The sequence below is a fragment of the Bacillus sp. EB106-08-02-XG196 genome (assembly GCF_013396335.1).
Lineage (GTDB): Bacteria > Bacillota > Bacilli > Bacillales > Cytobacillaceae > Neobacillus.
Genome location: NZ_JABWSY010000012.1, coordinates 172,243 through 199,242, shown reverse-complemented (window position 1 = coordinate 199,242; position 27,000 = coordinate 172,243). Strand labels below are relative to the sequence as shown.

Annotated in this window: 29 protein-coding genes; 23 read left to right on the top strand and 6 right to left on the bottom strand. The window is 37.8% G+C overall.

The features are described 5' to 3' along the window. Nucleotides 1-169 precede the first annotated feature (169 nt). The gene (locus MLOOGBEN_RS19505) at nucleotides 170-532 is read left to right on the top strand and encodes a DUF3147 family protein (protein ID WP_179159938.1); all 363 of its coding nucleotides are present in this window, start codon (nucleotides 170-172) and stop codon (nucleotides 530-532) included. A 15-nt stretch (nucleotides 533-547) separates the two neighbouring features. Continuing rightward, nucleotides 548-964 (top strand): DUF3147 family protein, encoded by a 417-nt coding sequence (locus MLOOGBEN_RS19500; RefSeq protein ID WP_179159937.1) that lies wholly within the window; start codon nucleotides 548-550, stop codon nucleotides 962-964. Between the two features lie 45 nt (nucleotides 965-1,009). Here MLOOGBEN_RS19500 and MLOOGBEN_RS29400 read toward each other — a convergent pair whose 3' ends face one another. Continuing rightward, a complete protein-coding gene (locus MLOOGBEN_RS29400; RefSeq protein WP_256989186.1) occupies nucleotides 1,010-1,171 on the bottom strand; it encodes a hypothetical protein in 162 nt (53 codons plus the stop codon). Nucleotides 1,172-1,520: 349 nt separating this feature from the next. Between MLOOGBEN_RS29400 and MLOOGBEN_RS19490 the strand changes: the two genes are divergently transcribed. The 4 genes from MLOOGBEN_RS19490 to MLOOGBEN_RS19475 all read left to right on the top strand — a co-directional run bounded on the left by MLOOGBEN_RS19490 (nucleotide 1,521) and on the right by MLOOGBEN_RS19475 (nucleotide 5,095). Next, nucleotides 1,521-2,606 carry an FAD-dependent monooxygenase gene (locus MLOOGBEN_RS19490; protein ID WP_179159936.1) on the top strand — a complete coding sequence of 362 codons (1,086 nt, stop codon included), beginning with the start codon at nucleotides 1,521-1,523 and terminating at the stop codon, nucleotides 2,604-2,606. A 152-nt stretch (nucleotides 2,607-2,758) separates the two neighbouring features. Further along, nucleotides 2,759-3,427: a phosphatase PAP2 family protein gene (locus tag MLOOGBEN_RS19485; RefSeq protein ID WP_179159935.1), complete on the top strand. Its 669-nt coding sequence runs from the start codon at nucleotides 2,759-2,761 to the stop codon at nucleotides 3,425-3,427. Beyond that, nucleotides 3,373-4,008 carry a GNAT family N-acetyltransferase gene (locus MLOOGBEN_RS19480; RefSeq protein WP_256989185.1) on the top strand — a complete coding sequence of 212 codons (636 nt, stop codon included), beginning with the start codon at nucleotides 3,373-3,375 and terminating at the stop codon, nucleotides 4,006-4,008. The genes MLOOGBEN_RS19485 and MLOOGBEN_RS19480 overlap by 55 nt, the downstream gene beginning before the upstream one ends. 70 nt (nucleotides 4,009-4,078) lie before the next feature. After that, nucleotides 4,079-5,095, top strand: coding sequence for a S66 family peptidase (locus MLOOGBEN_RS19475; RefSeq protein WP_179159933.1), 1,017 nt, complete (start codon nucleotides 4,079-4,081; stop codon nucleotides 5,093-5,095). A gap of 380 nt (nucleotides 5,096-5,475) precedes the next feature. Here MLOOGBEN_RS19475 and MLOOGBEN_RS19470 read toward each other — a convergent pair whose 3' ends face one another. After that, nucleotides 5,476-5,916 carry a GNAT family N-acetyltransferase gene (locus MLOOGBEN_RS19470; protein WP_179159932.1) on the bottom strand — a complete coding sequence of 147 codons (441 nt, stop codon included), beginning with the start codon at nucleotides 5,914-5,916 and terminating at the stop codon, nucleotides 5,476-5,478. A gap of 222 nt (nucleotides 5,917-6,138) precedes the next feature. Between MLOOGBEN_RS19470 and MLOOGBEN_RS19465 the strand changes: the two genes are divergently transcribed. Beyond that, nucleotides 6,139-6,735: a biotin transporter BioY gene (locus MLOOGBEN_RS19465; RefSeq protein ID WP_179159931.1), complete on the top strand. Its 597-nt coding sequence runs from the start codon at nucleotides 6,139-6,141 to the stop codon at nucleotides 6,733-6,735. 12 nt (nucleotides 6,736-6,747) lie between these two features. After that, nucleotides 6,748-7,740, top strand: a complete 993-nt coding sequence (gene bioB / locus MLOOGBEN_RS19460; RefSeq protein WP_179159930.1) for a biotin synthase BioB — start codon at nucleotides 6,748-6,750, stop codon at nucleotides 7,738-7,740. A 193-nt stretch (nucleotides 7,741-7,933) separates the two neighbouring features. Here the strand turns inward: bioB and MLOOGBEN_RS19455 are convergent, their stop codons facing one another. Next, nucleotides 7,934-9,502: an ABC transporter ATP-binding protein gene (locus MLOOGBEN_RS19455; protein ID WP_179159929.1), complete on the bottom strand. Its 1,569-nt coding sequence runs from the start codon at nucleotides 9,500-9,502 to the stop codon at nucleotides 7,934-7,936. 201 nt (nucleotides 9,503-9,703) lie between these two features. On the opposite strand from MLOOGBEN_RS19455, the gene MLOOGBEN_RS19450 reads away from it, so the two are divergent. The 4 genes from MLOOGBEN_RS19450 to MLOOGBEN_RS19435 all read left to right on the top strand — a co-directional run bounded on the left by MLOOGBEN_RS19450 (nucleotide 9,704) and on the right by MLOOGBEN_RS19435 (nucleotide 13,091). Continuing rightward, nucleotides 9,704-10,447, top strand: a complete 744-nt coding sequence (locus MLOOGBEN_RS19450; RefSeq protein ID WP_179159928.1) for a DUF2161 domain-containing phosphodiesterase — start codon at nucleotides 9,704-9,706, stop codon at nucleotides 10,445-10,447. Continuing rightward, nucleotides 10,444-11,088 (top strand): LytTR family DNA-binding domain-containing protein, encoded by a 645-nt coding sequence (locus tag MLOOGBEN_RS19445; RefSeq protein ID WP_179159927.1) that lies wholly within the window; start codon nucleotides 10,444-10,446, stop codon nucleotides 11,086-11,088. The genes MLOOGBEN_RS19450 and MLOOGBEN_RS19445 overlap by 4 nt, the downstream gene beginning before the upstream one ends. Nucleotides 11,089-11,208: 120 nt before the next feature. Next, nucleotides 11,209-12,723 (top strand): succinyl-CoA:acetate CoA-transferase ScpC, encoded by a 1,515-nt coding sequence (locus tag MLOOGBEN_RS19440; protein ID WP_179159965.1) that lies wholly within the window; start codon nucleotides 11,209-11,211, stop codon nucleotides 12,721-12,723. 167 nt (nucleotides 12,724-12,890) lie between these two features. After that, entirely contained in the window at nucleotides 12,891-13,091 is a 201-nt protein-coding gene (locus MLOOGBEN_RS19435; RefSeq protein ID WP_026568674.1) for a cold-shock protein, read from the top strand. A gap of 420 nt (nucleotides 13,092-13,511) precedes the next feature. Here MLOOGBEN_RS19435 and MLOOGBEN_RS19430 read toward each other — a convergent pair whose 3' ends face one another. Continuing rightward, complete coding sequence (locus MLOOGBEN_RS19430; RefSeq protein WP_179159926.1) at nucleotides 13,512-15,296, bottom strand: LysM peptidoglycan-binding domain-containing protein; 1,785 nt, start codon at nucleotides 15,294-15,296, stop codon at nucleotides 13,512-13,514. Between the two features lie 199 nt (nucleotides 15,297-15,495). Here MLOOGBEN_RS19430 and MLOOGBEN_RS19425 point away from each other — a divergent pair, with 199 nt between their 5' ends. The 4 genes from MLOOGBEN_RS19425 to MLOOGBEN_RS19410 all read left to right on the top strand — a co-directional run bounded on the left by MLOOGBEN_RS19425 (nucleotide 15,496) and on the right by MLOOGBEN_RS19410 (nucleotide 19,659). Continuing rightward, entirely contained in the window at nucleotides 15,496-16,659 is a 1,164-nt protein-coding gene (locus MLOOGBEN_RS19425; RefSeq protein ID WP_179159925.1) for a DUF3800 domain-containing protein, read from the top strand. 126 nt (nucleotides 16,660-16,785) lie between these two features. Beyond that, on the top strand, nucleotides 16,786-17,574 hold the full coding sequence (locus MLOOGBEN_RS19420) for a hypothetical protein (RefSeq protein WP_179159924.1): 789 nt from the start codon (nucleotides 16,786-16,788) through the stop codon (nucleotides 17,572-17,574). A gap of 5 nt (nucleotides 17,575-17,579) precedes the next feature. Then, nucleotides 17,580-18,038: a hypothetical protein gene (locus MLOOGBEN_RS19415; protein WP_179159964.1), complete on the top strand. Its 459-nt coding sequence runs from the start codon at nucleotides 17,580-17,582 to the stop codon at nucleotides 18,036-18,038. Nucleotides 18,039-18,465: 427 nt separating this feature from the next. Continuing rightward, nucleotides 18,466-19,659, top strand: a complete 1,194-nt coding sequence (locus MLOOGBEN_RS19410) for a M20 metallopeptidase family protein (RefSeq protein WP_179159923.1) — start codon at nucleotides 18,466-18,468, stop codon at nucleotides 19,657-19,659. A gap of 88 nt (nucleotides 19,660-19,747) precedes the next feature. Here the strand turns inward: MLOOGBEN_RS19410 and MLOOGBEN_RS19405 are convergent, their stop codons facing one another. Beyond that, nucleotides 19,748-20,677, bottom strand: coding sequence for a DMT family transporter (locus MLOOGBEN_RS19405; protein ID WP_179159922.1), 930 nt, complete (start codon nucleotides 20,675-20,677; stop codon nucleotides 19,748-19,750). 150 nt (nucleotides 20,678-20,827) lie between these two features. Between MLOOGBEN_RS19405 and MLOOGBEN_RS19400 the strand changes: the two genes are divergently transcribed. From MLOOGBEN_RS19400 to MLOOGBEN_RS19380, 5 genes are all read left to right on the top strand, one after another. Then, nucleotides 20,828-22,369 carry a spore germination protein gene (locus tag MLOOGBEN_RS19400; RefSeq protein ID WP_179159921.1) on the top strand — a complete coding sequence of 514 codons (1,542 nt, stop codon included), beginning with the start codon at nucleotides 20,828-20,830 and terminating at the stop codon, nucleotides 22,367-22,369. A gap of 5 nt (nucleotides 22,370-22,374) precedes the next feature. Further along, nucleotides 22,375-23,484, top strand: a complete 1,110-nt coding sequence (locus tag MLOOGBEN_RS19395; protein ID WP_179159920.1) for a GerAB/ArcD/ProY family transporter — start codon at nucleotides 22,375-22,377, stop codon at nucleotides 23,482-23,484. Then, a complete protein-coding gene (locus tag MLOOGBEN_RS19390) occupies nucleotides 23,459-24,709 on the top strand; it encodes a Ger(x)C family spore germination protein (protein ID WP_179159919.1) in 1,251 nt (416 codons plus the stop codon). Before MLOOGBEN_RS19395 ends, MLOOGBEN_RS19390 begins: the two co-directional genes overlap by 26 nt. 1 nt (nucleotide 24,710) lies before the next feature. Next, on the top strand, nucleotides 24,711-24,866 hold the full coding sequence (locus MLOOGBEN_RS19385) for a hypothetical protein (protein WP_179159918.1): 156 nt from the start codon (nucleotides 24,711-24,713) through the stop codon (nucleotides 24,864-24,866). A gap of 89 nt (nucleotides 24,867-24,955) precedes the next feature. Next, nucleotides 24,956-25,132 (top strand): DUF2187 family protein, encoded by a 177-nt coding sequence (locus MLOOGBEN_RS19380; RefSeq protein ID WP_179159917.1) that lies wholly within the window; start codon nucleotides 24,956-24,958, stop codon nucleotides 25,130-25,132. A gap of 57 nt (nucleotides 25,133-25,189) precedes the next feature. On the opposite strand, the gene MLOOGBEN_RS19375 is transcribed toward MLOOGBEN_RS19380, so the two are convergent. Beyond that, nucleotides 25,190-25,378, bottom strand: coding sequence for a hypothetical protein (locus tag MLOOGBEN_RS19375; protein ID WP_179159916.1), 189 nt, complete (start codon nucleotides 25,376-25,378; stop codon nucleotides 25,190-25,192). 158 nt (nucleotides 25,379-25,536) lie between these two features. On the opposite strand from MLOOGBEN_RS19375, the gene MLOOGBEN_RS19370 reads away from it, so the two are divergent. After that, a complete protein-coding gene (locus MLOOGBEN_RS19370) occupies nucleotides 25,537-25,692 on the top strand; it encodes a hypothetical protein (protein WP_179159915.1) in 156 nt (51 codons plus the stop codon). A 243-nt stretch (nucleotides 25,693-25,935) separates the two neighbouring features. Continuing rightward, nucleotides 25,936-26,994 carry an LLM class flavin-dependent oxidoreductase gene (locus MLOOGBEN_RS19365; RefSeq protein ID WP_179159914.1) on the top strand — a complete coding sequence of 353 codons (1,059 nt, stop codon included), beginning with the start codon at nucleotides 25,936-25,938 and terminating at the stop codon, nucleotides 26,992-26,994. Nucleotides 26,995-27,000: the final 6 nt, after the last annotated feature.

Below are 27,000 nucleotides of genomic sequence, written 5' to 3'. Positions count from 1 at the left end.
AAGGGTTTTTTTCTTTAGTATGGTAACGCTTTAAAAAAAGTTAGGAAATGTTCACATATGGAGAAGAGAAAATGCGGTAAAATGAACTTGTATCATTTCATGTGAATAAATTCACAAATGATAGAATAAATCATTTTAGTATTTCACAAAAAAACAGAGGTGAAGCACCATGGGAGAACTTTCAATAAGTGCCTTACTTATTAGATTTTTATTAGGCGGAGCAGCTGTTGTTGTTTCAACACTTGTTGCTAGGAATTTAGGTGAAAAAGCTGGGGGTATTTTTGCAGCTTTTCCAGCCGTGTATTTAGCGGCTTTGTTGACAGTTGGTTTGGACTTCAGTGGAGATGACTTAGTAGCCCATTCCATTCTATTATCAAAAGGCGCCATCGTCGGCATGGGAATTAATATTCTCGTGGCGATTCTTGCAGGATACCTCCTGCCAAGACAAGGTTGGAAACGTGGACTTATCCAGGCTATGGGATTTTGGTTAGTTGTATCAATGGCAGTTGTGATGATTACCACTTACTCATAAGAAAGGGTGCTACTTATGTATAAAGATTTAATGATTCGCTTTACTCTCGGCGGGACAGCGGTGATGGTAAGCTATTTAATAACGGTCATTTCTCCTTGGAAAATCCTTGCTGGAATCTTTGCCGCATTTCCAGCCGTGATGATTACAGCCGTTTTAATGGTAGGAATTGCTTCTGGTTCAAAGAAGGCCGCTAAGATTGCAAATGGTTCGGTTTTTGGAATGATTGGCGGTGTTGTCTGTGTGGCAACGGTTTGGACCGTATTGCAAGTCAACGGAAATTGGTCTTTAAGTATTTTATTAGGACTTTTGCTCTGGTTGATTTGTTCCATCATTGTTTCTTCATTAAGGGATAAGCTTAGGAATGTTAGAAAAAACACCTTTAGGACAAATATTCTAGTAAAACATAAATTAAGTACAAAACAAGACGGCTAACAGCCGCCTTGTGTATTGTTAAATATATAATGTACAAATAATTACCTATTCCTCTGTATTTTCAGTACCTTCCTCAGTACCTTCTTCGTTTTGTTCTGTTTCTTCTGTTTCTGTGTCATCATTTCCAGCATCAGCACATCCAGTGGCAACTCCAAGTAACATAAAAACGGACATTACAGCAACTAACCATGTTTTGTAACTTTTCATCTTTAAAATTCCTCCTTGAATGCTTGCAATTTTGTACTACAGGATTATCATACAAGCTTTTGAAAAAAAATAGATGCAATTTTCCATTTCTTAACACTCATTAACATCATCTTAAAATAACTTCAAACTTAATGAAGTAAATTTTACAAATTATTAATAAAATTGCGAACATTTAAGTGGTGATTATTTTGTTTGCTACATAAACAAATAAAGATTGACCAAGTACTATTAATTTGTTACTCTATACTTAACTTTTTTTCTTATTAAGAAACTTTTGAAACTAAACTAATTGTTGATAATACATTTATGATATATTGATAAGATAAAATAACAATAGAAGGTGGGTAAAATGAACTTACAAGCAGATGTTTGTATCGTTGGCGGCGGACCTGCAGGGACATTACTCGGACATTTATTAGCTAAAAACGGGGTATCTACCATTATTATTGAACGATCTGCTGGAGTTAATCGTCAATTCAGAGGCGAGCATATTAACGCTGAAACTGAGGCAATTCTAAAAGAACATCAATTATTTGAGAGAATAGAAGAGCTAGGTATACTTAAAATGAAAAAAGTAGAATACTTCGCTGGTAGAAATATAGTAAAAAGTATTACTCCCGGAAACCACGAAGATCATGTAGGAATTCATGTGCCTCAAGCACATTTATTAAGTGCAATCATCGAAGAGTCAGAGGAAAATAATCATTTTCAACTATTATTTAACACAACAGTGAAAGAACTGATTCAAGATGAACAAGGATACTATATAGGTGTGAAAGCATTACAGAATGGGGAAGCAATCCACATTTCAAGCAAGGTTACGATAGGTGCAGATGGACGGTACTCAACAGTCAGAAAGCTTGCAAAAATCCCAACGATTGAAATGACACACGGGTATGACGTTCTATGGGCAAAAATTCCGGCTCCAGAAGGGTGGGAACCTACAACAAGAATGGTTCTGGTAAACGGACATCAGTTGGCATTGTTTTCACAGACGGGAGGACTCATCCAAATCGGCTGGAATATTGCGGAGGGGTCATTTCCAACCCTAAGAAAAGGTTCCATTCAGCCCTTTCTAGAACCATTGATTGAAAGTTTTCCAGAACTTGAGGAAAGTGTTAATAAGAACCTTTTTTCTTGGAACGATTTTGTATGTTTAAAGGTACAAAGCTCTCGTTGTGAAACCTGGGTGGAGGACGGATTAATCTTAATAGGGGACGCGGCTCATACCATGACTCCTACCGGTGCAATCGGGATTAATTGTGGAATGAAAGACGCTCATATCTTAGCACCAATCCTAACCAAAGCATTATCAGATAATAAAATTCAATCAGAGCATCTAAAAATATTTGAAATGAACAGAAAAAACGAAATCAAAACACAACAAATCATGCAAGTAAAACAAGAAACAACCTTAGCGGAGAAATTCGCATAGGTGACAATAATACGGTGACAGGCACCAAATATACAATAAATCGCTTTTATGCAGCGGTTTTTGTATATTTGGTGCTTTTTTGTTTGTGATGTATTAGTAGGATTGGTTTGGATGGGAAATTATATGTTTATCGATTATGAAGGGGTAATGATATGAATTTGAAGTTTCAACTTACTCGTGCCTTTATTATTAGCCTAGTGTCACTCGTGGCTTTTGGGTTAGTGGCGATTCTCATAAGGGCAGATGTGATTGTGGATTTTGATCATAGCGTCATTAGAGCACTTCAATCCCAGGAGTCTCCCTTCCTCACCAGGGTCATGGAGTTTTTTACCGTGGTTGGTTCAACACAAGTAGTAGTCGTATTATGTTTATTGATTATCTTTTTTCTATATAAGGTACTGCACCACCGCAGAGAGTTGATATTATTTATCGCTGTTGTCGCAGGTTCACCTTTACTTAACCTATTACTCAAAGAAATCTTCCAAAGAGCGCGTCCTGATTTACATCATCTGATTGAAATTGGTGGATATAGCTTTCCAAGTGGGCATGCCATGAATGCTTTTACGGTGTATGGAATACTAACCTTCCTACTTTGGCGCCATATCTTTAATTCAGCAGGACGGAGCCTTTTACTGCTGTTTAGCGCCTTTGTAGTTTTTATGATAGGGATAAGTAGAATTTATTTGGGCGTCCATTATCCAAGTGACGTAATCGGCGGGTATTTTGCCAGCGGCTTCTGGCTGGCCGCATCAATTTGGTTCTTTCAATGGTATATGGAAAGACAACCGCATCTGGCTGGCAGGATGCTAAAAAGATCATAAAAATTTCAAACAAAGGAACTAGAAGCATGGAATTTATTACAACGAAACAGTGGGACGAAGACCTTTGGCAAAAGACGAGGGATATCTATAATGTCGCCTTTGGAGAGCATGCGACCAAACCTGAAAAGATTATTAGAAATATGTTTGCAAGGGGGCTTAGTTCTCTCCATGTGTTAAAGGAAAACGATGAGGTTTTTGCCATGGCACTGACGGGCTCGATACCCAGTTCAAGTGTACTGCTGCTGGATTACTTAGCTGTACGGAAGGACTTGCGTGGTCATGGGATTGGAAAAGAGATTTGTGATTACATCATAGAGTGGGCACGGTCAGAGCCTCAATTCAAACGTATTCTGGTTGAGGTAGAATGTGATGAAACGTCTGAAAATCAAGCAAGAATTCATTTCTGGGAAAAATGTGGTTTTCATTTGTTAGATGATTATAAGCATTGCTATAAATGGGGGCCACAACATTATATGGCAATGGTTCTTTACCTTAAAAGTAAGCCTGCTACTCCATTAAAAGGGGAAGATTGCCTCAAATATATGGCCACATTTCATAAAGAATCCTACAAATTGGACTAGTCCCATCTCCTTGAAAACTGTAGAATAATGGTAATGAATTTCTACTATTTAAGGGGATGGGAGAGTTGAGATGATTACATATCCATTTTTGAAAAAAAGGGCAACTATAGGAGTAACAGCACCTTCATCAGGTGTAGAAGAAGAGCTGCACGAGTTGGTGAAACTTTCATGCAGCCGATTAGAAGCAAACGGCTATTGCATTTTATGTGGTGATACCTTATGGACTCAGGACAAAGCAAAATCTTCTCCTGCAAAAAAGCGTGCCCAAGAGTTTAATGAAATGATGAAAAATGAAGCAATCGATCTCATCCTTCCGCCGTGGGGTGGAGAACTGCTCATTGAAATCCTTGAAGAGCTTGATTTTGATAATATGAAAAACAAGTGGGTGCTCGGTTATTCGGATACGAGCATGTTGCTGCTGGCTATTACGTTAAAGACAGGTATAGCTACTGCACATGGAACGAACTTAATTGATTTAAGAGGCGAATTTTCTGATGATACAACTGCTATGTGGGTAAGTGTTTTATCTACAAAAACAGGGTCATCGATTACCCAATATTCATCTGAAAAATATCAACAGAAGTGGCAGCATGACAACCCATCACCTTGTGTTTTTCACTTAACAGAGGAAACCAAATGGAAAATCGTTTCGGGTGTAAAGGTAAAGGCTGAAGGGCGTTTGCTGGGAGGCTGCATTGATATTATCAGACATTTAATTGGTACTCCTTATGGGGATTTACAGAACTTTAGGGAAAAGCATATTCATGATGAACCCATCATGTGGTATTTTGAAAATTGTGAGTTAAAAACAACTGATTTGCGCAGATCTTTAATGCAAATGAAATTAGCAGGATGGTTTGAAAACTGTACTTGTATCATATTTGGTCGAAGTCCTGCCAATGAACCAGTTGAAAACTATACGATTGAGGATGTTTACCAAGACTTATCTGGTGAGCTCGAAATCCCGATAGTTTATGACATTGATTGTGGACATGTTCCCCCACAAATTACATTTATAAATGGAGCATATGGCATTGTTGAAGTGGAAGATAGGAAAGGGACAATAGTGCAATACTTTAAAGAGTAGAATAGTATACTCGTCCCCTACGCATCAAAAAATGGAGGCTGAGTGAATCAAAGAGGATATCTGATTCCCTTTAATTCTGTTGAAAGGTGTAAAGGGTCATCAGATTTTTCTGCTGACCCTTTTTTTAAAATTAGGCTGTGTTAAATCTGAATGTTGATTTTACTGTGTTTGGAAAATAAGCGGAGGTTTTCCGCTTATGGTATCCAAATCATTGGATTTTGTCTTATTTAAAGCTGGTAACCGTAATATTTCCGCTTATATCTGCTTCATAAGGTACCTTTATCTACAATAGCCGGAAATTCTCCGCCTATGAATAATCAAGCCTACACGAAAATCAACAATGAATAATAACACAGCCTTAAATTAAAACATTACAAAAGTTAATCTAAGTTTACTGACATTAGGGTGGAAACGTCTTTAAAACCCAGCTTTGCATAAAGATGCTTGGCAGGGTTTCCGGCATAAACATTCAATTGAACCTTTTTATGGCCCTCTGCACGTAATTGTATGAATGCGGCCTTGCATAATTTTTCGGCAGCTCCCTGTTTGCGATAGGGTGGGAGCACATACATCTCATTGATAAAGCCTACCTCTTCATCACTGTTTTGATCGATGATACGACCTAATCCCACCCAGCCTTGAATAACATTATTTTTAACTCGAACAAGATAATAACCACCGCCATTTAAAAAAGGTGTCATCATTTCAATTGCTTTTTCACGGCTTGGCTTTACGTAGCCCATTGTGGCTTCTTTTAATACCTCTAAATGGTAATTCAAGATTCGTTGAGTCTCCTCGAAGGTTGCTCTTCTAATCGTCATTTCCCTTTGCAGCTCCTTTTAAAACTAGAACAAATACTTACTCTTTATCTAGTCAAATACCTATCTTATAATATGAAATTAAATTTTAAGTGGATACTGCATTTTGGGCCAGAGTGGTAAACTCCGGTCATAATTAAAAATTTATATGTAAACCTAATTGTATTTATAGTTGACATAAATGCACGAACCAATTAATCTTAATTTATAGAATATTTTGGGGGAATGGTTATGAAACTTAAAACTTCTGAACTTACATTAGCGGCAATGTTTGTGGCTCTAATGGCTGTGGGGGCTAACATTACATCACTAGCTCCATTCATGGTCGTGGGGGGAGTACCTATAACGCTGCAAACATTTTTTGCGATTTTAGCAGGAGTTGTTCTTGGCAGTAGATTAGGAGCAATCGCTATGATGGTTTATGCTTTCGTTGGATTAGTAGGAGTACCTGTATTTGCTCAATTTGGCGGGGGGTTTGGCATGTTCTTGAAGCCAACATTTGGATTTATTGTTTCTTATGTTTTTACAGCGTATGTAACAGGTTACATAATTGAAAAAATGAAAAACACTGTTGGGGTATTTGTTTTCGCAGCACTTGTTGGGATGGTAATCAACTATCTTTTCGGGACGAACTGGATGTACGCAGCTTATAAAGTTTGGGCTTCCGCACCAGATGGCTTTACCTATAAGCTCGCTTGGTTATGGATGGTTGTTCCTCTTCCAAAGGATATTATTCTAGCCATTTTAGCAGGTGTTATGGGACATCGTTTAAAACGTACCTTGGCGAGAAGTCAATTTAGCAATGCTAGAAAAGTGAGTTAACGGGGGGATTATATGAGTAAATGGAATGAATTGGCTTTAGAAGTGCTAAATGGTCATAAAATTACGAAAGAGGAAGCATTAAGTATTCTAAATTCCTCGGATTTGGAGTTATTAGAGGTATTACAGGGAGCTTACTTAATTCGCCATCACTATTATGGAAATAAGGTTAAGCTTAATATGTTAATTAATACGAAATCAGGTCTTTGTCCTGAGAATTGTGGCTATTGTTCGCAATCAAGTATCTCTAATGCTCCGATTCAAAAATATCGAATGGTGGATAAAGATACCATCCTTAAAGGAGCAGACCAAGCTTATCAGCTTCATGCCGGTACCTATTGCATAGTGGCAAGTGGACGCGGTCCTAGTAATCATGAATTAGACCAGGTTGTTACAGCAGTAAAGGAAATAAAGGACAAATATCAAATGAAAATTTGTGCCTGCCTTGGAATTTTAAAACCAGACCAGGCAGCTAAGCTGAAGGAAGCTGGTGTTGATCGCTACAATCACAACCTAAACACCTCAGAAGATCACCACGACTCCATCACCACATCACACTCTTATGATGATCGAGTTAATACGGTTGAGTTAGTAAAAGAATCAGGGATTTCTCCTTGTTCAGGGATAATTGTTGGTATGAAGGAAACAAAAGAGGATGTAGTAAACGTGGCAATGAGTCTAAAGGTATTAGATGCAGATTCCATTCCCGTTAATTTTCTACATGCAATAGAGGGTACTCCTCTTGAAGGAACAAAGGAGTTAAATCCTAGATACTGCTTAAAGGTTTTAGCGCTTATGAGGTTTGTGAATCCAACGAAGGAAATCAGAATTTCGGGTGGACGAGAAGTTAACCTAGGAAGTTTGCAGCCGTTTGGATTATATGCAGCGAATTCCATCTTTGTAGGGGATTACTTAACCACTTCAGGACAAGAAACTACTGCAGATCATCAAATGCTTGAGGATTTAGGTTTTGAGGTGGATTTTGTTAAAGAAACCCTTAATGCTTAACTAAAACATAGTTGAAGATATATCTGGGCATCATCCTTTAGGTGATGTCCTTTTTTCGTGTCATAATTACTTTAAGGTCAGACGAAGGTTTTCAAAATTCTTGATGAAAAAATGAGGGAATCAACGAAAGTTAACTTCACCCATATAAAAATAAACTCCCCATTTCAGAGTTGAAAATGGGGAGTTTATTATGCTAAATGATATAAGGACCGAAGAATATGGTTAAGAGTAAGATGTGAACACCAACAAAATACATAATTCTTACAGTACCGGCCCAATGATTTGTTTTTTTCGTCTGAATCGTTAACCAAAAAGCAATGATTGCGAATAAAATCATGTAAAAAAATGAGCCGCCGGTAAAAGTTAAGTAATTCGGTGCGTTACTATAAATGTTGTCAACAAAAAATCGATCTCTCCAAATAACTGCTGCTACAGCATAAAGCCCAATTCCTGTATAAAAGTACCAAGCAGGGTCACGGTCAGCAATTCTATTTCTGAACATATACATAAACACAATGAAAAGTATGGGCCAAATAAACCAAGTAATAGAAAAGGCAATCCCAAAAAATGACGAAGTTACCATGCCAAGTGTTTTTCCAAGTGCATGCAGCCAAACGTCTTGCGTGAACTCAATTAAATCACTTATAGCGTCTTTATTAGATGATGAAATTTTTATTTTATGTCCGTCACCATCCAAATCCACCCAAGCAATGGTTTCATCATTCATCCACTGCGGGTTAGTTGAGATTTCTGGAGTATTGCTGCGTCTCTCTGTTTTCGTTCTCCCTTCTTCGTTTATATCAGCAGTATAGATATTAAAGGTTGAGCTATCATTGAATTGAGTTTCTGTTCGCCCATTAGCATGAAATAATATAGTTGGTTTATCATTTTTTAATTTAAGAACGACATCTGAAACCTCAGTCAGTTTTTTTGTACCGGCTGGGTCTTGAAAATGTAATTCAAATAGCTGCGGCATATCCTGGCTCGTAACCTTTGTCTGCATAAAATAATTGAAAAACTCTGGATTTCCTTGAGTGGATTGCAGCTCCTCCTGAAGTAAAAATGCTACGGTTTGATCCTCCAATGCAAAGGAAATATCGTTAACAATTTTTCCTGGGTCAACCTTTAATCTTGTTTGATAGACGGTATTTATTTTCCCGTTAATGAATTGGTGGAGTGTAAGATCGACACCGTTTGGATCTGAAGCATAGGCTAGTATACTTACTCCCTCTTCGTTTTCCTGAGGAATAATATCTAGTTTCTTTAAATCAACATCCATAATCTTTTCGGATTTCTTACTATCCGGTGTAAGTTGAAAGAGTGAGTTTTCTTTTATATACAGAATACTGTTTTCCATAGGATAAAACTTCTCAACATCTGTAATAATAGTATTCTTATCTTGATCATAAATATTTTTAAAATCAAAGTAGATGATTGTATCATCTTGCTGATATAATTGTGTCCATTTATCAACTGGAATGTCGTATGTATTCTGATCTTTAACCTTGTAGTCTTTTCCAAGTGTTGTAGTGGCTAATTTTCCACCCTCGAATCTAGTAAAAACAAATTCTCCATCTTCTGTTACTTGTACAGAAGGCAGTTTATTTAGATCGGTGACTCCAACCGTTAAGGCCCTGCTCCAATCTGAGGCAGGCGGTTCTGTCACTTTAGTAAAGTTTTGATAAAATAATAATAGTAATCCAAAAATAAGGATAAACCCAGGAATTACCCAATGTAGCTGTGCTAAGAATTTATTCTTCATTTTAAACCCCCATGTTACTACTTCAAATTCTCTATTTATTCTAACAAAAATAATAGTAACATAATTCTGACAGAATAGGCTATTTCAAATAATATTGACTTGTAAAAAATTGTTATATAGTAATTCCTTTAAAATCTAAGTTAAACCTCTAACCTATTCATGTTAAGATTACTAGGAGAAAAAGATTAGTAGGAGATACAAATGAAAGAGAAGAAAAAACTACAAGAGGTAGATTTATATAAACCGATACAGAGGTACTTTTCAGGCGAGGGCTATGAAGTTTATGGTGAAGTAAAGGACTGTGATATCGTCGCAGTTAAAGAGGAGGAGCTGGTCATTATTGAATTAAAGCTCACATTAAGTGTAGATCTTCTTATTCAAGCAGCCAAACGGCAAAGGTTAACAAATCAAGTATATATAGCGATTCCTAAACCAAAAGTTCGGATGAAATCTAAACAATGGGCAGATAAATGTCAGTTAATTAAAAGGCTTGAGCTGGGTTTAATTGTCGTTTCCTTCTCAGGAAACCGTTCAACAGCAGATATTCTTATCCATCCAATCCCCTATAATCGCACCAAAGGCACTGCAAGAAATAAGTTGAAACGAGAAGCCATCTTGAAGGAAATTAGCGGACGCAGTGCCGATTTCAATGTGGGGGGAAGTAATCGGACGAAAATCATGACTGCCTACAAAGAAAATTGCATTCAAATTGCTTGTCTCCTAAATAAAATGGGACCGTTATCCCCGAAAGCATTAAAATATCTGGGAGCAGGTGATAAAATACCCTCTATCTTAACAAAAAACTATTATGGATGGTTTGATAGGATTAAAAGGGGAACCTACATCCTTAATGAAAAAGGCAAACTTGAGATGCAGGAGTATCAGGATCTAATAAAATATTATTTAGAAAAACTAGAATTAAGGGACGGGGGAGATTCCAATTGAAGAGTATTACGGTTGTTTCCCTGTTAGATGTCATTAGTGAATTATTTTCAGAGGAAATTTCGATTGCGGTCTCGGATACTTGTGAGTATATCTATTATCGCCCTAGTAAAAGGGTGGATTTGAAGATCCGGCGAGGTGACCTTTTGAAGGAAGGGACCATTGCTCATAAAGCGATATTTTCTAGGCAGAAGGTATCGGAATTTATCGACCGGGATGTCTTTGGCGTCCCGTATCATGGAATGGCGGTGCCATTTTTCCATGAAGGGAAGTTGGAAGGGTGTGTTACAGCGATTTTTCCTGCTTTAACGAGTGGAAAATTAGTTGTAACGATTAAAACGGAGGATGGCTGGATTCCCATGCCTTTTTCCGAGGTAATTTATTTAGAAGCCAAGGAGAAAAAAACGGTTGTAAATGGTAAGGAACATTCTGGTACCCATAAAAACACCTTACAGGATTTTGAATTTTTGCTGCCAAAAGATCATTTTATCCGTTGCCATCGCTCGTTTATTGTCAATGTCGATCATATAAAAGAGATATTTCCTGATACGCATTCCACCTTTATTCTGTCAATGGATAACGGGGACAGAGTGCCAGTCAGTCAATCGTACTCCAGCTATTTTCGCAGACTGCTTGGTTTTTAATTCTGCTGCTTTAGAAATCGAATTCGCTGTTTTGTCTGAAAATTCCGTAGTTAATCCCCCATTTCCCTTTTTGATAAACATCTTCAGTTAAAATAAGGATAAAGGGGAGTGGGATGGATGATGGAAAACAATTTAAAACGGATTAGGGATCCAAGACTTTGGGACAGGGTCGTGACACCGGAAGAGGCAGCGGAGTGGATTGAAGATGGAATGACATTGGGGCTAAGCGGCTTTACACGTGCAGGTGACGTGAAAGCAGTTCCGTTTGCATTGGTAAATCGGGCTAAGTCCGAAAACTTTAAAGTCAACGTTTATACAGGCGCTTCCTTAGGCTCTGATGTAGATAAATTGTTTGCAGAAGCTGGGATTCTTGGAAAAAGACTTCCGTTTCAAGCAGATCCGACAATGAGAAAGAAGATTAATAGCGGCGAGCTATTATTTGTCGATCAACACTTGTCACACACTGCTGAAATGGTACGTGCCAATGTGATTGCCCCTATTGATTTTGCTATTTTGGAAGCGGTATCAATTACAGAGGATGGAATGGTTATTCCAACTACCTCCGTAGGAAATTCATTGTCGTTTGCCTTGAATGCAAAGTCAATCATCATTGAAATCAACTTAGCTCAAAATGAAAATCTTGAAGGACTCCATGATTTATATGAACCTGGGAAACAAGGGGATAGGGAACCAATCCCATTAACCGAAACGAATGACCGCATTGGAACATACGGTATTAATATTGATGTCAAAAAGGTAAAAGGCATCGTTTTTACCAACCAGCTTGATTCTCCGTCAACAATCGTCCCGCCTGATGAGGAAACGGAAATCATGGCTCAGCATTTGATTCAGTTTTTACGCAAGGAAGTGGCTGCTGGCAGACTAACAGAACGTTTGGCACCGCTCCAGTCAGGAATTGGATCCGTCGCTAACGCAGTTCTTCATGGGATGATTGATTCCGAATTTCAAGATTTAGAGGTCTATTCAGAAGTATTACAGGATGCGGTGTTTGATCTGATTGATGCCGGGAAAGTGCGGACTGCCTCTTGCTGCTCGATTACTCTTTCGGATGGAAAAATGAAAGAGGTATTTGCTCATTTTGAAAAGTACCGTGACAAATTAATCATGAGACCGCAGGAAATTTCAAATCATCCGGAAATTATCCGTCGACTTGGATTGATTTCTATTAATACAGCATTAGAAGTAGACATCTATGGAAATGTGAATTCTACCCATGTGTTAGGTACAAAAATGATGAACGGTATTGGTGGATCTGGAGACTTTGCCCGCAACGCCCGTTTGGCCATTTTTGTAACAAAATCGATTGCAAAAGGCGGTAACATATCAAGTATCGTTCCTTTTGTTTCACATGTGGATCATACGGAACATGATGTGGATGTGATTGTGACGGAGCAGGGTTATGCAGATTTACGTGGTCTTGCACCAAGAGAACGGGTGGAATTAATTATTGAGAATTGTACCCATCCAATGTACCGTGAGCAGCTTCGTGAATATTACCAAGAAGCTTTGACTAGAGGCGGTCAAACCCCGCATGTATTAGAAAAAGCCTTCTCTTGGCATATCAATTTTTCTCAGCAGGGAACAATGTTACAAAAGGTATTGGAAACAGTGTAGAAAAAATCTTGGGATATTAATTTGCTTTAAATGGATATCTCTGTTATAGTAAAGAAGAATTATTTTTGTTTGTCAGTTGGATTAAAAAGTTTTCAAACTTTACGTCTAAAGAACTGAGCAAGGATAGTAACACAATGTGTGCACAGCACACGAGGAGGAAACAACAAATGGAACAAGGTAAAGTAAAATGGTTTAATGCAGAAAAAGGTTTCGGATTCATCGAAAGAGAAGCAGGAGACGATGTATTCGTACATTTCTCAGCTATCCAAAGCGAAGGTTTCAAAACTTTAGACGAAGGTCAAGCAGTTACTTTTGAAGTAGAACAAGGTCAACGTGGACCCCAAGCTACTAACGTTCGTAAGGCATAATTAGAACCGACATATATAAAAAGACTCTCAATTGAGAGTCTTTTTTTTATGTCTGAAAAAGCTCTGAAACTAATCGTGCCCGTTTATTAGGGAAAATAGGAGTGGCGGTAACGATAAGGAGTGAATCGTGCCCTTGGACGAGGAAAAGTCGGATTATCAGTAACGATTAAGAGTTTTTCGTTACCATGAACAAGGAATTGTCTGGATAGCGGTAAGATTAGGAGCGAATCGTTCCCATCATCTCAAAAAAACAATTTAAACGGTCACGAATAGAAAATATTTTAACAAAAAACCCTGCTCAAAAATTGAGCAGGGCGGGTAATCGAAAAACGTAAAACGTAAAGCAAATGGTAGACTTAGTATAGCACACAATCATCGCAATCCCTAATTATTTTTGAAAATAACCAAAAAACGCCCCATTTACCGAATGCCAGCGGCTTTTTCAACCTGCGCTTGATGTTTGGCATCCGCTTTCCCATCGACATGACGTGTGCTATTTCCAAAATAAACGTCAAAATGTCCGGTAATGCCATTGTTTGCAATATACTCTCGTTCATGGGGCATAAAGCTCATGCTGGCCGCAATCTTTCTCCCGTCTACCTCGAGGACTACTGCTCGTGGTGTCCAGGAAAATCCTCCCCAAATACTTCTTGCAATGTTGGAATCATTCGTAGTAACTGTCTCACTGTCAGCATGGTTTGCACCAATCGTTCGTTTTATATAAAAACTTTTCCCTGTTTCAAAGTCTGTCACTTTTGCTGTCTTTCCAATGGTAAAAATATATTGAGCCTCGGTCCACCAATCCATCATTTCCCCATGTCTTTCACTGACAACTTCTTTTACTCCAATATTGTGTACAGGTATTTTCAATTTTTGACCAACTGAAAGCATACTTCTCGTTGTCAGGTTATTAGCTTTTAATAAATCGGCCTGAGGAACTCCATACCGTACGCTTAAATCCCATATGTTATCACCAGATGCAATGGTATGTGTGGTGTAGGTAATGGTGTTGATTCCTGTCTGAGAAGGTGTATTCAATCCATCAGGAATTGTTAGAGCTTGACCCACTTGTAAAAAATCGCTATTTAAATGGTTCGCGGCTCGAATACTGTCAACAGTAACATCAAATTGTTTCGCGATGACGGAAAGACTTTCCCCTGATTTGACGGCATATGTAAAGGTATCTCTTTGTTCTTTGTTAAGTGGTGCGGGTGCAGGAGCAAATGGTTGGGATGGTGTTGCGCCAGCAGCCGGAATCGTTAACGTTTGTCCGATTGAAAGAATGTCACTAGTTAAGTTATTCGCACTTTTCAAGGCAGCAACAGTCGACCCGAAGCGTTTCGAAATACTATATAAAGTATCCCCTGCCGCCACAGTATATTGTGTAGGTACAGGAGCAGACGGCTGAGCAGGTGTTGCGCCAGCAGCTGGAATGGTTAACGTTTGCCCGATTGAAAGAATGTCACTAGTTAAGTTATTCGCACTTTTCAAGGCAGCAACAGTCGACCCGAAGCGTTTCGAAATACTATATAAAGTATCCCCAGCAGCTACTGTATATTGTGCAGGTGCAGGTGCAGGAGCAAACGGCTGAGCAGGTGTATCGCCGGCACCTGGAATCGTTAACGTTTGTCCGATTGAAAGAATCTCACTAGTTAAGTTATTCGCATTTTTCAAGGCAGCAACAGTCGACCGGAAGCGTTTCGAAATACTATATAAATTATCGCCCGCGCCCACAGTGTATTGTTTAGTTTCCGATGAAGGGATGGTTAATACTTGACCAATTCTAAGAAAATCAGTTACTAAATGATTTGTGCTTCTCAAAGCCGCAGGTGTTGTTCCAAACCTTTTCGAGATACCATATACAGTATCGCCTGCCACAACGGTGTAGGAAGTGATCGAACCTCCATCGGTTTGAGCTGCAATTGCAGGGGTTTCTGCTGCTTGAGCAGAATTATTATCATTTGTACTTAACGAGATTGATGTTACCGCCATACCTCCTAGGATTACCTTAATCAACGTTACTTTTAAACCAGGGTACCGTTCTTTGATAATTTGCTTGGCTGTTGCTTGCAGGCTTATATCTGTAGAGGGTTCGCTGCCCAGTTCGTTAGCAAACTCAGTTAACGAATCATCCAGGTAAAGTAATAAAGTAAATTCGTCACTATGAGGATTTAACTTTCTAATTTCGTATTTTTGAACATTCACCTTGCGTATGATTCTCCTTTCGCAAAAACAAATATATACCATAGTATCCTTCAAGAAATTTGTAATATAAGTTTTTTTTACAATAGGTACTAAAGTCCCGGAGGGGTTTTAAGGGGAAATTAGCAGATTTAAAAGGGTTTAGATGATTTTTTGTTGAATTAAGTATAATAAGTTTTTCCATTGGCGAGGTGGGATAAAATTGAATGATATCCAATATGCTTTTGTAAATGAATATGGCCATTATGGATTCGATTTTGAGCAACTAGAGACTTCGACCCACTTTATAATCGTTTCTATCTTACTAAAAGGTTCTGATAAAGAAATCCTTGAGCAAGAAGTAGAAAGAATTAAATTAAAACACTTTCAACACGGTGAAATAGACGATAATCTTCGAATAGAAATCCTAAAAGACCTAAAGGATTTACCCTTTAAAGTGTATGCGTATGTCATTGATAAACGGAAAATTAGGGAGGACAGCGGTGTTACCTATGAAAAGACGTTTATTAAATTTTTTAATCGTAAGATTTTTGAAGATTTATATCGTACCTTTGAAACCCTTGATCTTGTCGCTGATGAACATGGACCAAAGGAGTTTATGCAGGAATTTATCGCTTACGTAAAACAGAGGTGCATCCCGGATTTATTTAATTATTCAACGTTTGGTTTTAACAATAGCCAATCACAAATTCTTCTTGAATTGTCAGAGTTTATTGCCGGGACGATAGCAAAAGGGTATGATGGAAAATATCACTCTAAACAGTATCCAGCGTTTTATAAACTTTTGAAAAACAAAATCATCACCATAAATCTGTGGCCGCATGATTATAAGCACTATCTCTATGACTACCATTTTGAAAAAACGGATTCAGAAACCGATCAGATTATCATTAAACAAGCTGTTAATTTGGCTTATCAATACATTGAGGAACATCGAAAAAGTGAAGAAGAGGATGAAAGAGTCCGAATTGATTTACTAAAGTTTCTTCTATTTAATCTGAAGGAAAATCCGGATGAGTATGTGTATACTGAGGAAATTCTTGATAACCTGAATGCCATCAGAATCAACAAAATCAAACAACATTATTTTCGCTCCAACATTGTTTCGAAGCTGCGCGATCAGGGATTATTAATTGCCTCCAGCAATAAAGGCTATAAACTGCCCGTGTGTTTAAATGATTTATATGACTTTGTTAATCTATCAAGTTTAACCATACATCCGATGATTCAAAGAGTCGCTAAATGCAGGGACCAAATCCTGCTGGCAACAAACAGGGAAATAGATATTCTCGAAAAATCAGAATATGAATACTTAAAAAGAATGATTGAAATGGAAAAAAACACCGTTAAGATAAATAATTCGTAATACAACTCGTTCACTTGGACGAGTTTTTATTTTGGATTAAAGTCAGTAGGATAAAAGTAAAAATAGGATAATAAATATTTTATTTGGGAAACTATTGGAAATTAATTGTTTTCTGTAGGTGCATAAATGAACAACTATACCAATGATAACACTGCTAGACGATACAAAGCACATGTTAGCATTTTAGGCATTTCTCAAATTCACTTACGTAACCCTTATATAATTGCCTGGTGGTCCGCTGCCTTTCCAGGATTCGGACATTTGCTTTTATCAAAGTACCTTAGAGGGTATGTACTATTTATTTGGGAAGTTATCGTGAATATTAAAGCCCATGTTAATCTAGCTATGATTTATTCCTTTCAAGGAAATATCGATATGGCGAAGGAAGTATTAGACACAAGATGGCTTTTAATGTATATTCCAGTTTACCTTTTTACCATATGGGATAGTTATCGAACAACGGTTGATATGAACAAAATTTATCTGCTGGCAGACAGTGAGGATCACAGTTTCAATACCTTCAGCCTAGGAGCAGTGGAAATAAATTATCTTGATAAAAGAAACCCTATAATAGCCGTAGTATGGTCGCTATTTGTGCCTGGTCTTGGGCAGCTTTATGCACATAGGATTATGACTTCCTTTTTTGTTATCTTTTGGGTGGTTACTTTCTATTATTTTTCGCATGCCCAAGAGGCCGTTTCCCTCTTATTTTTAGGTAAAGTCAGTCAGGCTACCTCTGTATTAAATGCTGAATGGCTCTTATTCCTTCCATCTCATTATGGTTTTGCAGCTTTCGATGCTTACATGAGTGCAATCGAAAGCAATAAACTCTACAAAGAGGAACAAAAGAAATATTTAAAAAAGAATTACCAAGCAACAGGTTTTCGACTACTAAAAGGACAAAAGGTGAAGTGATCCATTTGCAGCTCTTTTCCACTTTTGAAAGTAACGCTTTTTTAGAAATAGCTATTTCACAATTGGAGAAAAAGGGGATTAAAAAAGAAGCTATATTTGCGATCCCACTAGATAATAGAACAGAGGAACGTAAGATTTTTGACTCCACGCATCATTCAGACGGTACCTCATTTAGTGATATAGGGATGGCACTCGCAACTGCTTTTTCGGTAATTGGTGCTAGTATCGGATTTAAATTAGCTTGGGGTCCCATTTACTGGGGACTTATTGGTGCCTTTATCGGATTTTTGCTAGGACTTTCGATTCGACTTTTTACTGAAAGAGTTTTAAAGAAGAAAAACAGGGTTTTAAAAGGAAAGCATTCAGAGGTTATACTCATTATTGATTGTGAAGAAACCCAAGCTGAATTAGTTGAAAATTTACTTTGGAACTATTTTGCATTAGGAGTAGCAAAGGTAAAATGAAAAAGCATCACTATTTTTACATTATAACCCGTTTAATAGACACGATAAAAAGTTCGTTACACGAGTTTTTTGTTCCCATATTATGGATTACGGTTCACTTGGGAGTGTGTAACTTTATAACTAATCCTTTGATATGCTGAAATGAATGGCGATTCCCCATCCGTATTTGCTGCGTATCACAAATCCTCAAAATCCAAATGAAACGAATGGAGCTTTTACGTTTGTAAAAATATGCTAAAGATCAAAATGTTGAATTATCTGCAATTAAAGAGTATTATTTAGGACAGCCAAAAATCGAAATATGTCAAATATTGAGTAATCATTTTATTGAGTAGAACTTGGGGCATGACACGATAGGACCTTTACCCTTTCGATATCGTGCCCTTTGATGATTCATGAAAAAGTCTTTATTAAGGAGAGTTTACTAATGTTGACTAACTTACATACGAAATTAGAAGAAATGTATGAACAAATGGTGGAATGGAGAAGGCACTTTCACCAGCATCCAGAGCTTTCATTTGAGGAGATAGAAACACCTAAAATGATTGCTGAAATATTAACAAGTTATGGCATTGAAGTCCGGACTGGTGTCGGCGGAAGAGGGGTTGTTGGCACGATTCGAGGCGGTAAGCCCGGCAAGACGGTAGCATTAAGAGCAGATTTCGATGCCCTGCCAATTCAGGATGAAAAGGATGTTCCTTATAAATCTACTGTTCCAGGAGTCATGCACGCTTGCGGTCATGATGGACATACAGCGACCCTCCTAGCAGTTGCGAAAGTTTTAAGCGACGTACGTGAAGAGTTATCGGGTAATGTTGTGCTCATCCATCAACACGCGGAAGAATACCATCCCGGCGGCGCCATCCAAATGATTGAGGATGGCTGCTTGGATGGGGTAGATGTGATTTTCGGTGCTCATTTATCTTCTATGACTCCTTCAGGAATTTTAGGGACGAGAAAAGGAGCTATAACATCATCGATAGACGGATTTGAAGTTACGATACAGGGTAAAGGTGGACATGGTGCCTCCCCACATGAAACCGTTGATTCTATTATTATAGCAACACAAATCGTTAATCAATTACAATTAGTCGTGAGTCGGCAGGTTGATCCACTTCAACCAGCTGTGTTAACGATTGGGACTTTTCATGCGGGTGATGCAGCAAATGTGATTGCTGATAAAGCTGTATTTGAAGGAACAGTCCGAACAACAAGTCCGGAAGTTAGAGACCTGATGGAAAGAGAATTCAAATCAATTATCAATGGAGTTTGTTCTGCCTTTCATGCTTCTGCAAAGATCAATTATACACGCAGCTATCCTGCTATTATAAACCATGATAAAGAAGTCGAGTTTTTTAGAGAAGTAGCTATAAATAATTTTGGTGAAGGTAAAGTCACGGAGCCGCCAATTTTAATGGCGTCTGAAGATTATTCCTACTATTTACAGCATGTCCCAGGAATGTTCTTTTTTACGGGTGCAGCAATGGAAGACCCAAATTTCGTTTTCCCGCACCATCATCCTCGTTTTGATTTTGATGAACGAGCAATGCTTATGGCCGGAAAAACGTTTTTGAGTCTTGTTTATAACTACCTCCTGGCAGGAAATGAAAATTCTGAATAGAAGGATACCTCACTTAGAGAAGTTAGCAGATAAATAGTATAGTTAATTTAGTTAGAAAAACCAAGGACTTCATTGATTCTTGGTTTTTTTAATGGAAATCTACCACATTAGCAGCAGGTAATTTCCGGTTAAATAACTTCGTATTTGTTCCAATATAAACTCCGGTTAATACAAATGCAGCCCCAATCCCATGTGCCCAGGTGAAGGTTTCTCCTAAATAGATGGTAGCCATTAATACTGCCGATACCGGCATGACATTAATAAAAATAGAAGCTTTGGCTGCACCAACCTCTTTGATTCCGTAATAATACATAATAAAGGAAACGACGGTTACAAAAATACTCATATGGGCAATCGCTACCCAGGTTGAAACACTAGCTTGAGTAATATCCTGCCAAGATGTTTCTAAAAAAGCAAACGGTGCTAAAAATACCGTACCAAACGCAACCGCGTAAGTAGTGGATTCCACAGCACTATATTTTTTCAACACCACTTTACCCACCACACTGTATAAAGCCCAACTAATGACGGCACCAAGTAAAACAAAATCAATGGTTTCAAATCCAAGTTGAAACAATGTGAGGATATGTCCATCTGTGATAATAAAGGCAGCTCCCGATAGGGCAATTACCATGCCAATAATATGATTCTTCGTGATTTTTTCTTTTAAAAATAACCCAGATAAAAGAACAATTAAAACTGGGTTTGAGGCAATAAATAGTGAACTCTTAATAACGGGTGCCTGCTTGGTAGCAATAAAAAAGCAGATATTATAGAGTGCAATACCGGTTAATCCGAGAATTGCAAATAATCCATAATCCTTGAGTGTAGGTTTCTTACGATTTTTTTCCATGATCCACATAAGTGGGAATAAAAGAACTGCAGCCCCTAAAAACCGTAAAAATGCTACCGTTGCCGGTTCAAAGCTTTGAACCGCAATTTTACCAGCTATAAACGCACTTCCCCATGTAGCTGTTGCGATAAACAACATCCCATATATCATCCATTTCTTTTTCATGACATTCTCCTAATCCAATCATTTAATAACATGTATTGTACCATCTTTTTCGTAATTCGAAATAATGATTTTCAATTTTTTCTTAAATCCCTATACATACATAAAACTCCTAGAAATGGAAAACGATATAAAAACTGGGAGGGATTTAGGATGAGGAAAAAAATCTCCAAGTTGTTGATGAAAAGTCTCAATACAGAGCCAGAATTTAAGGAGAAACCCAATACTGAGGAACTGGAATTAAAAGAACAAGACATAAGCACATGTTATGAGCGAAATTTAGCGACTTTTAAGTCTCTTTTTTCTGTTCCCGATAATATTGATGTCAAAGTGCGTGAGTTCACCATCACTTCCCTTAAACGCAAGGGTTTTATTATTTACTTGAGCACAATGGTAGATTTACAAATTATTATGCAGAGTATCCAGGAGCCATTAATTGATAACGAGCACCCGTCAGAAAAAATTCTAGATATCGTTTCCTATCCTATTATAACTACAAATACAAATATTGGGGAGATTACAGAATTTATTACTAGTGGGAACACCGCCTTATTTGTGGATGGCGATGACCAATGTTATTTGTTTGAAACGACCAAAATTAGTGGCCGTTCGATTGAAAAGTCTGAAAATGAGGTAATTGTAAAAGGGGCAAAAGAAGCTTTTAATGAAAGGGTAATCGACAATATTGCTTTAATCCGTAAAAAAATAAAAAATGAAAATCTTCTCGTTAAAACTCAGACTATTTCAAAACGATCCAGGAACAATGTATTTCTGGTTTATCAAAATGACCTTGTAAATGAAGAACTGCTAAAAACCATAATAGATAAGCTAGATTCATTTGATGTTGATAGTATTATCGATTTAAGTATTTTAGAGCAATATCTAGAAGAGCGACCAAGGTCTTTATTTCCTACTATAGTCTATACCGAACGTCCTGACCGTGCGGCTGCATTTATCGAAGAAGGGCATATAATTTTGCTAATGGAAAATTCACCTAGTTGTTTAATCCTGCCTGCAACCTTCTGGGCGATGTTTCATTCGCCAGAAGATCATTATTTACGTACACCCTATGGTAATTTCATTCGAATTTTACGATTTCTTGCTCTGTTTGTTGCCCTATTCACCTCTCCTTTCTATCTTGCCATTACAAACTTTCATGTTGGGATGATTCCGCCAGATTTATTAATGGCCATTGCCGGAACAAGGGAGAAAGTGCCCTTTCCGTCAATTATGGAAGTTTTAATGATGGAAATAGCCTTTGAGCTTATACGTGAAGCTGGTCTACGAGTGCCCTCACCAATTGGTCCAACAATTGGGATTGTTGGTGCTTTAATCTTGGGTCAAGCGGCTGTTCAAGCAAATATCATTAGTCCCATTGTCATTATTGTTATTGCCTTAAGCGGTCTAAGCTCTTTTATTATCATTGATATAAGCATGAATTTTGCGATTCGGATTACCCGTTTTTTATTTATTTTTTCTGCCGGATTTATCGGAATATATGGAGTGATGGCTTTATTAATTGCTGGACTCTTTTATTTACTCTCACTGAAATCCTTTGGAACACCATATTTTGCACCGATGACACCACATTCCCAATCGTCAAAGGACTTACTTATCCGTCATGTACCAATGAAAGAAAGGTTTCGCCCAGGATATTTAAAACCAAAGGATATGGTTAAACAAAGAAAGGGATAAAACATATGAATCAGAAACCTGGAAAACTTGGAATTCGTGAATTTGTTTCGATCGCTATCTTAATGGTGGGTGCTAAAGCTACAGAGGATACGCCAGCCAATCTGTATAGTCAGGTACAAAACGCAGCCTGGATGATCCCAATCCTATCAGCAGGACTCTTTTTTATCCCTCTTTATTTATTAATAAAGACGATATCGTTGTATCAAGATAAAGGCTTATTTTCCGTTATTAAATTATTACTCGGAAAATATCTTGGTTTTATTGTTTGTCTTAGCATATTTATCATCAGTTCATATGCTATTTCGTTTGATACAAGAACGTATACAAATATCATTCGAACCTTTTATTTTACTACAACACCTAATCTAATCATCTATGTTCTTATAATGCTTGTTAGCGCATATGGCGCTAAGAAAGGACTTCAACATATTGGTTCGGCTTCCTATCTACTCATTTTCTCAGCAATCCTTACTTTTTATCTTGCGTTATGGCTTGCTACTAAGCATAGCAATTTAAATTCGATGTTTCCCATTTGGGGTCCAGGACAACTTGAAGTAGTAAAGGAAGGTTCAAAAAATCTAACTTTATTTGCTGATTTTTTTCTGTTGACCATGGTAGTCCCGTATCTTACGTCAAACAAAGCATTCAAAAAAGGCACATGGATTGCGTTTGTTTACGTTAGTATCCAAATTAGTGCAGCCATTCTAATTTATACCTGCATGTTTGATCATTCATTAGCGGGAATTGCCTATCCATTCCACACAGCCATTCGTTTTATTTCTCTAGGAGATTATATACCGAATGTCGAAATCATCTTTTTCATTGTCTGGATTATGTGCGTATTTATTCGATTTACTGCATTTTTATACATAAATACCCTTATGTTCGGTCATCTTTTTAAAATTAAAGATTTTGAATACTTGATCCCGTCGCTGGCAACGATTTATTTGTTGATTGGAATCATTCCAGAAGCACCTCTTGATGTCGCTCTAAGGTTTAGACCTATAATAAGAAATATTGCGGGTCCTATGTTCGCCGGTATTTCGATTAGTATTTGGCTGGCTGCTTTAATAAAGGGAGAATTTAAACATGCAAAAAACAAAAACAGTATGTAGAATGTTATTGCTTTTCGTCATGGTGTGCTTAGTAACAGGCTGTTGGGATCGTGAAGAACTGGAAGATAAATCCTATGTCATTGGACTAGGACTTGATCTTTCTAAACAAGATGGGAAAATAAAAGTCACCATGTTACTTGCCAATCCCGAAGTGGGGAGTATACAAGGCGGCGGGGGATCAACGGAGAAGCCGCGAGAAATTATCTCGTTTGATGCCAATGATTTTATTGCAGCCAAAGCAACTGCTAATTCTATTATCTCTCGTAATATAAGTTATGAACTATTAAGAATTTTTGTTGTATCAGAGGAATTTGCGAGTGACTCCCATTTTCATGTGATTTTTTCCGAAGTTTTAAAAGATAAAGAAATTCGCCTAAATAGTTATCTAGCGGTTTCAAGTGAAAAGGCGAATGAGTATTTTCTAAATAATCGTCCGAAAATGGAGACAAGACCACATAAATACTTTCAATTTATGGTCAATCATGGAATTGACAATGGGCTCATCCCCGATTCCACACTATTCCGTTATTTTCTAACTGCAGATAGAGGAACTGATCTCTTTTTGGCAATGTACACAACGGCTAAAAGGGAGAAGAATCCTGAAATCAAAATGGAAGATGACTATCTGGCAGGTGAATTGAATGCAACAGGTGAACTGGATAACACACAATTCATTGGGTCTGCTGTTTTCAAGAATGGCGTAATGATTAGTAAACTAACCGGGCAAGAAACACGTACGGTAAATATTCTAGATGATACAACGAATATAAAGGATATATTGGTGAATATACCCGACCCATTTTCTGCCGATTCGAAACAATTTGCAGCAAGAATTCTAAAAACAGAAAACAATAAAGTAAGAATGAATTTAAAGGGGGTTACACCAAGAATCACCATCACCATCCCTTTAAAGGTGGAAATTATGTCAAATCCCTCCGTGGTCAACTATTTAAACGAAAAAAATCGGCAAATCTTAAAAAAACATATAGCGAATCATATTGAAGATGTGATGGAAAAACTGTTTAAAAAGACACAAACAAAATTAAAAGGTGTACCATACCCTCTATCCCTCTATGCTAGGAAATATTTTGCAACGCTTCAGGAATATCAAAAATTCAATTGGGCAAAATCATACATTCATGCAGACATTAATGTAAAAGCGGAGATCGAGATTGTTGATTTTGGGAATCAAACAAAGAGTATTAAAAAGGTGGGGGAGGAGTAAGTTGCAAATATTGATTATCATTTCTTTATTTTTGATTACGGTGTATACCTTTGGCTTTGGTGTCACTCTTTGGAAGGAGAAACAGAAAATAGGTGCACTAGCTGTTTTTTTCCTAACTCTTACTATTATCATCCTGCCGTTTTTTTCAATTTTATAAAAATTAATTACTCCGAAATAGATAACTAAGCACTGGCAAACAAGTATTTTAACAGTTATTTTTGGAAAATATATAGTCGAGGTGATAGAATGGCTAATGCTAAAGTTGGCGATAAGATTTCCTTTAAACGGGAGGGAAATCCTTTCGAAGGTATTGTTACTGGCGTAAGGGAAAATTCTGTTATGGTTCAATATGGTGTATCGAAAGAAAAGGATGAACCCCTGATCACGATTGTAAACCATAAAAATTACAAAATTACAAAATAATAAGATACAAAAAAATAATACATCTAGCAAAAAAAATCCCTGTAAAAGGGATTTTTTTTAATCACAATTTCGTTGATCTTTACCATTTCCTGTTAAATCATTTGCAGCATTTTTAGCCGCGTCTACAGCATTCATAGCGACATTTTCCGTGGTTTCCAAGGCACTATGAAGTGTGTGAAAAGCAGCACCCGCTGTTTCTTTAATACCATCTGCAACACCTTTGTTGTTTTGCTTTTGGTTAGACATCCTGTTTCACCTCCTAAACAGCAATAGGTTATGTATTTTGGATTAGACTATACAGTCTTATTGCTGGAAATAACCATCGAATAAAATATTTCCATTTAGCTCAATCATATTTAAGGGAATAGTAAAGATGAAAATAAAATGTAATTGGAGGTATTAGGATGGAAGAGATGAGAAAAATGGAAAAGTTGCTTCGGGATTATGGTTACCCTGAAAAAGCAATTCCACGTTTAATGAGAGAAATTAGTTCAATGAACTATGATAAGGTGAAAAAGCTAATCCTGCCATATAACGATATGACAGCGAATAGACCCTAATGCGTGTTTTGGATTACTGTAATAATATTATGTTAACTGAGGTGGGGTTTCAGGGATTTATGCAGCACAAAATCAAAGGGAAATTGAAAAGTGATCTTCATGAAGCAAACTCATTGCCTGGCACGCCTCTATTCTCTATGATAAACTTCGAGTAGTGTTACTAGCACTATAGCTTTGTTGACATCAAATGATAATTGAAATCTACTATTTTGGTTGTCGACAATATAGGTAGGAGGCCATTTTGTGGAAATAGGGTTAAGCACGTTTGTAGAAACAACACCGGACGTTGAAACCGGTAAAGTCATAAGTCATGCACTACGGATACGTGAAGTCGTTGAGGAAATTGTATTAGCAGATCAAGTAGGGCTAGATGTCTTTGGAGTAGGGGAACATCATCGAGAGGATTATGCTGCGTCATCTCCTGCTGTCGTGCTTGCTGCCGCGGCAGCTCAAACTAACAGAATTCGTTTGACCAGTGCGGTTACGGTTCTATCTTCTGCCGATCCAGTGCGAGTATTTCAGGATTTTGCAACGCTCGATGCTATCTCAAATGGACGTGCGGAAATCATGGCTGGCCGGGGATCCTTCATCGAATCCTTTCCTTTGTTTGGATACGATTTAAAGGACTATGATCAGTTATTCGAAGAGAAGCTGGATCTACTTTTAAAAATAACGAAGTCAGAGAAGGTAACTTGGCAAGGTGAACATCGAGCAGCTATCAATAACTTGGGTATATATCCAAGACCAGTTCAGGATCCGCTGCCAGTATGGATAGGCAGTGGCGGCAATCAGGAATCTGTCATCCGTGCAGGCCTGCTTGGATTGCCACTTGTACTAGCCATCATTGGTGGGAGTCCACAGCATTTTGCACCACTTGTCCAGCTTTATAAGAAAGCCGCGGAACATGCAGGTCATGATGCTTCAAAACTGCCGGTTGCCTCGCATTCACATGGTTTTGTTGGCGAAAGTACAGAGGAAGCTGCGGCGAAGTTTTTCCCTTCAACACAACAGGCCATGAATAAACTAGGTCGAGAGCGTGGTTGGGGAAGATATGATCAAACAACCTTCGACTCTGCTCGTAGTCTACACGGGGCTTTGTATGTGGGAGATCCGCATTCGGTTGCTGAAAAAATCATTAACCTGCGAAAGAATGTTGGAGTCACACGCTTTATGCTTCACTGTCCAGTTGGAACCATGCCTCATGAAGATGTCATGAGATCAATCGAACTGCTAGGAAAAGAAGTGGCACCAATTGTTCGTGAGGAAGTGGCAAAGTGGGAATCGGAAAACGAAGGTAAGTAAGAAAGA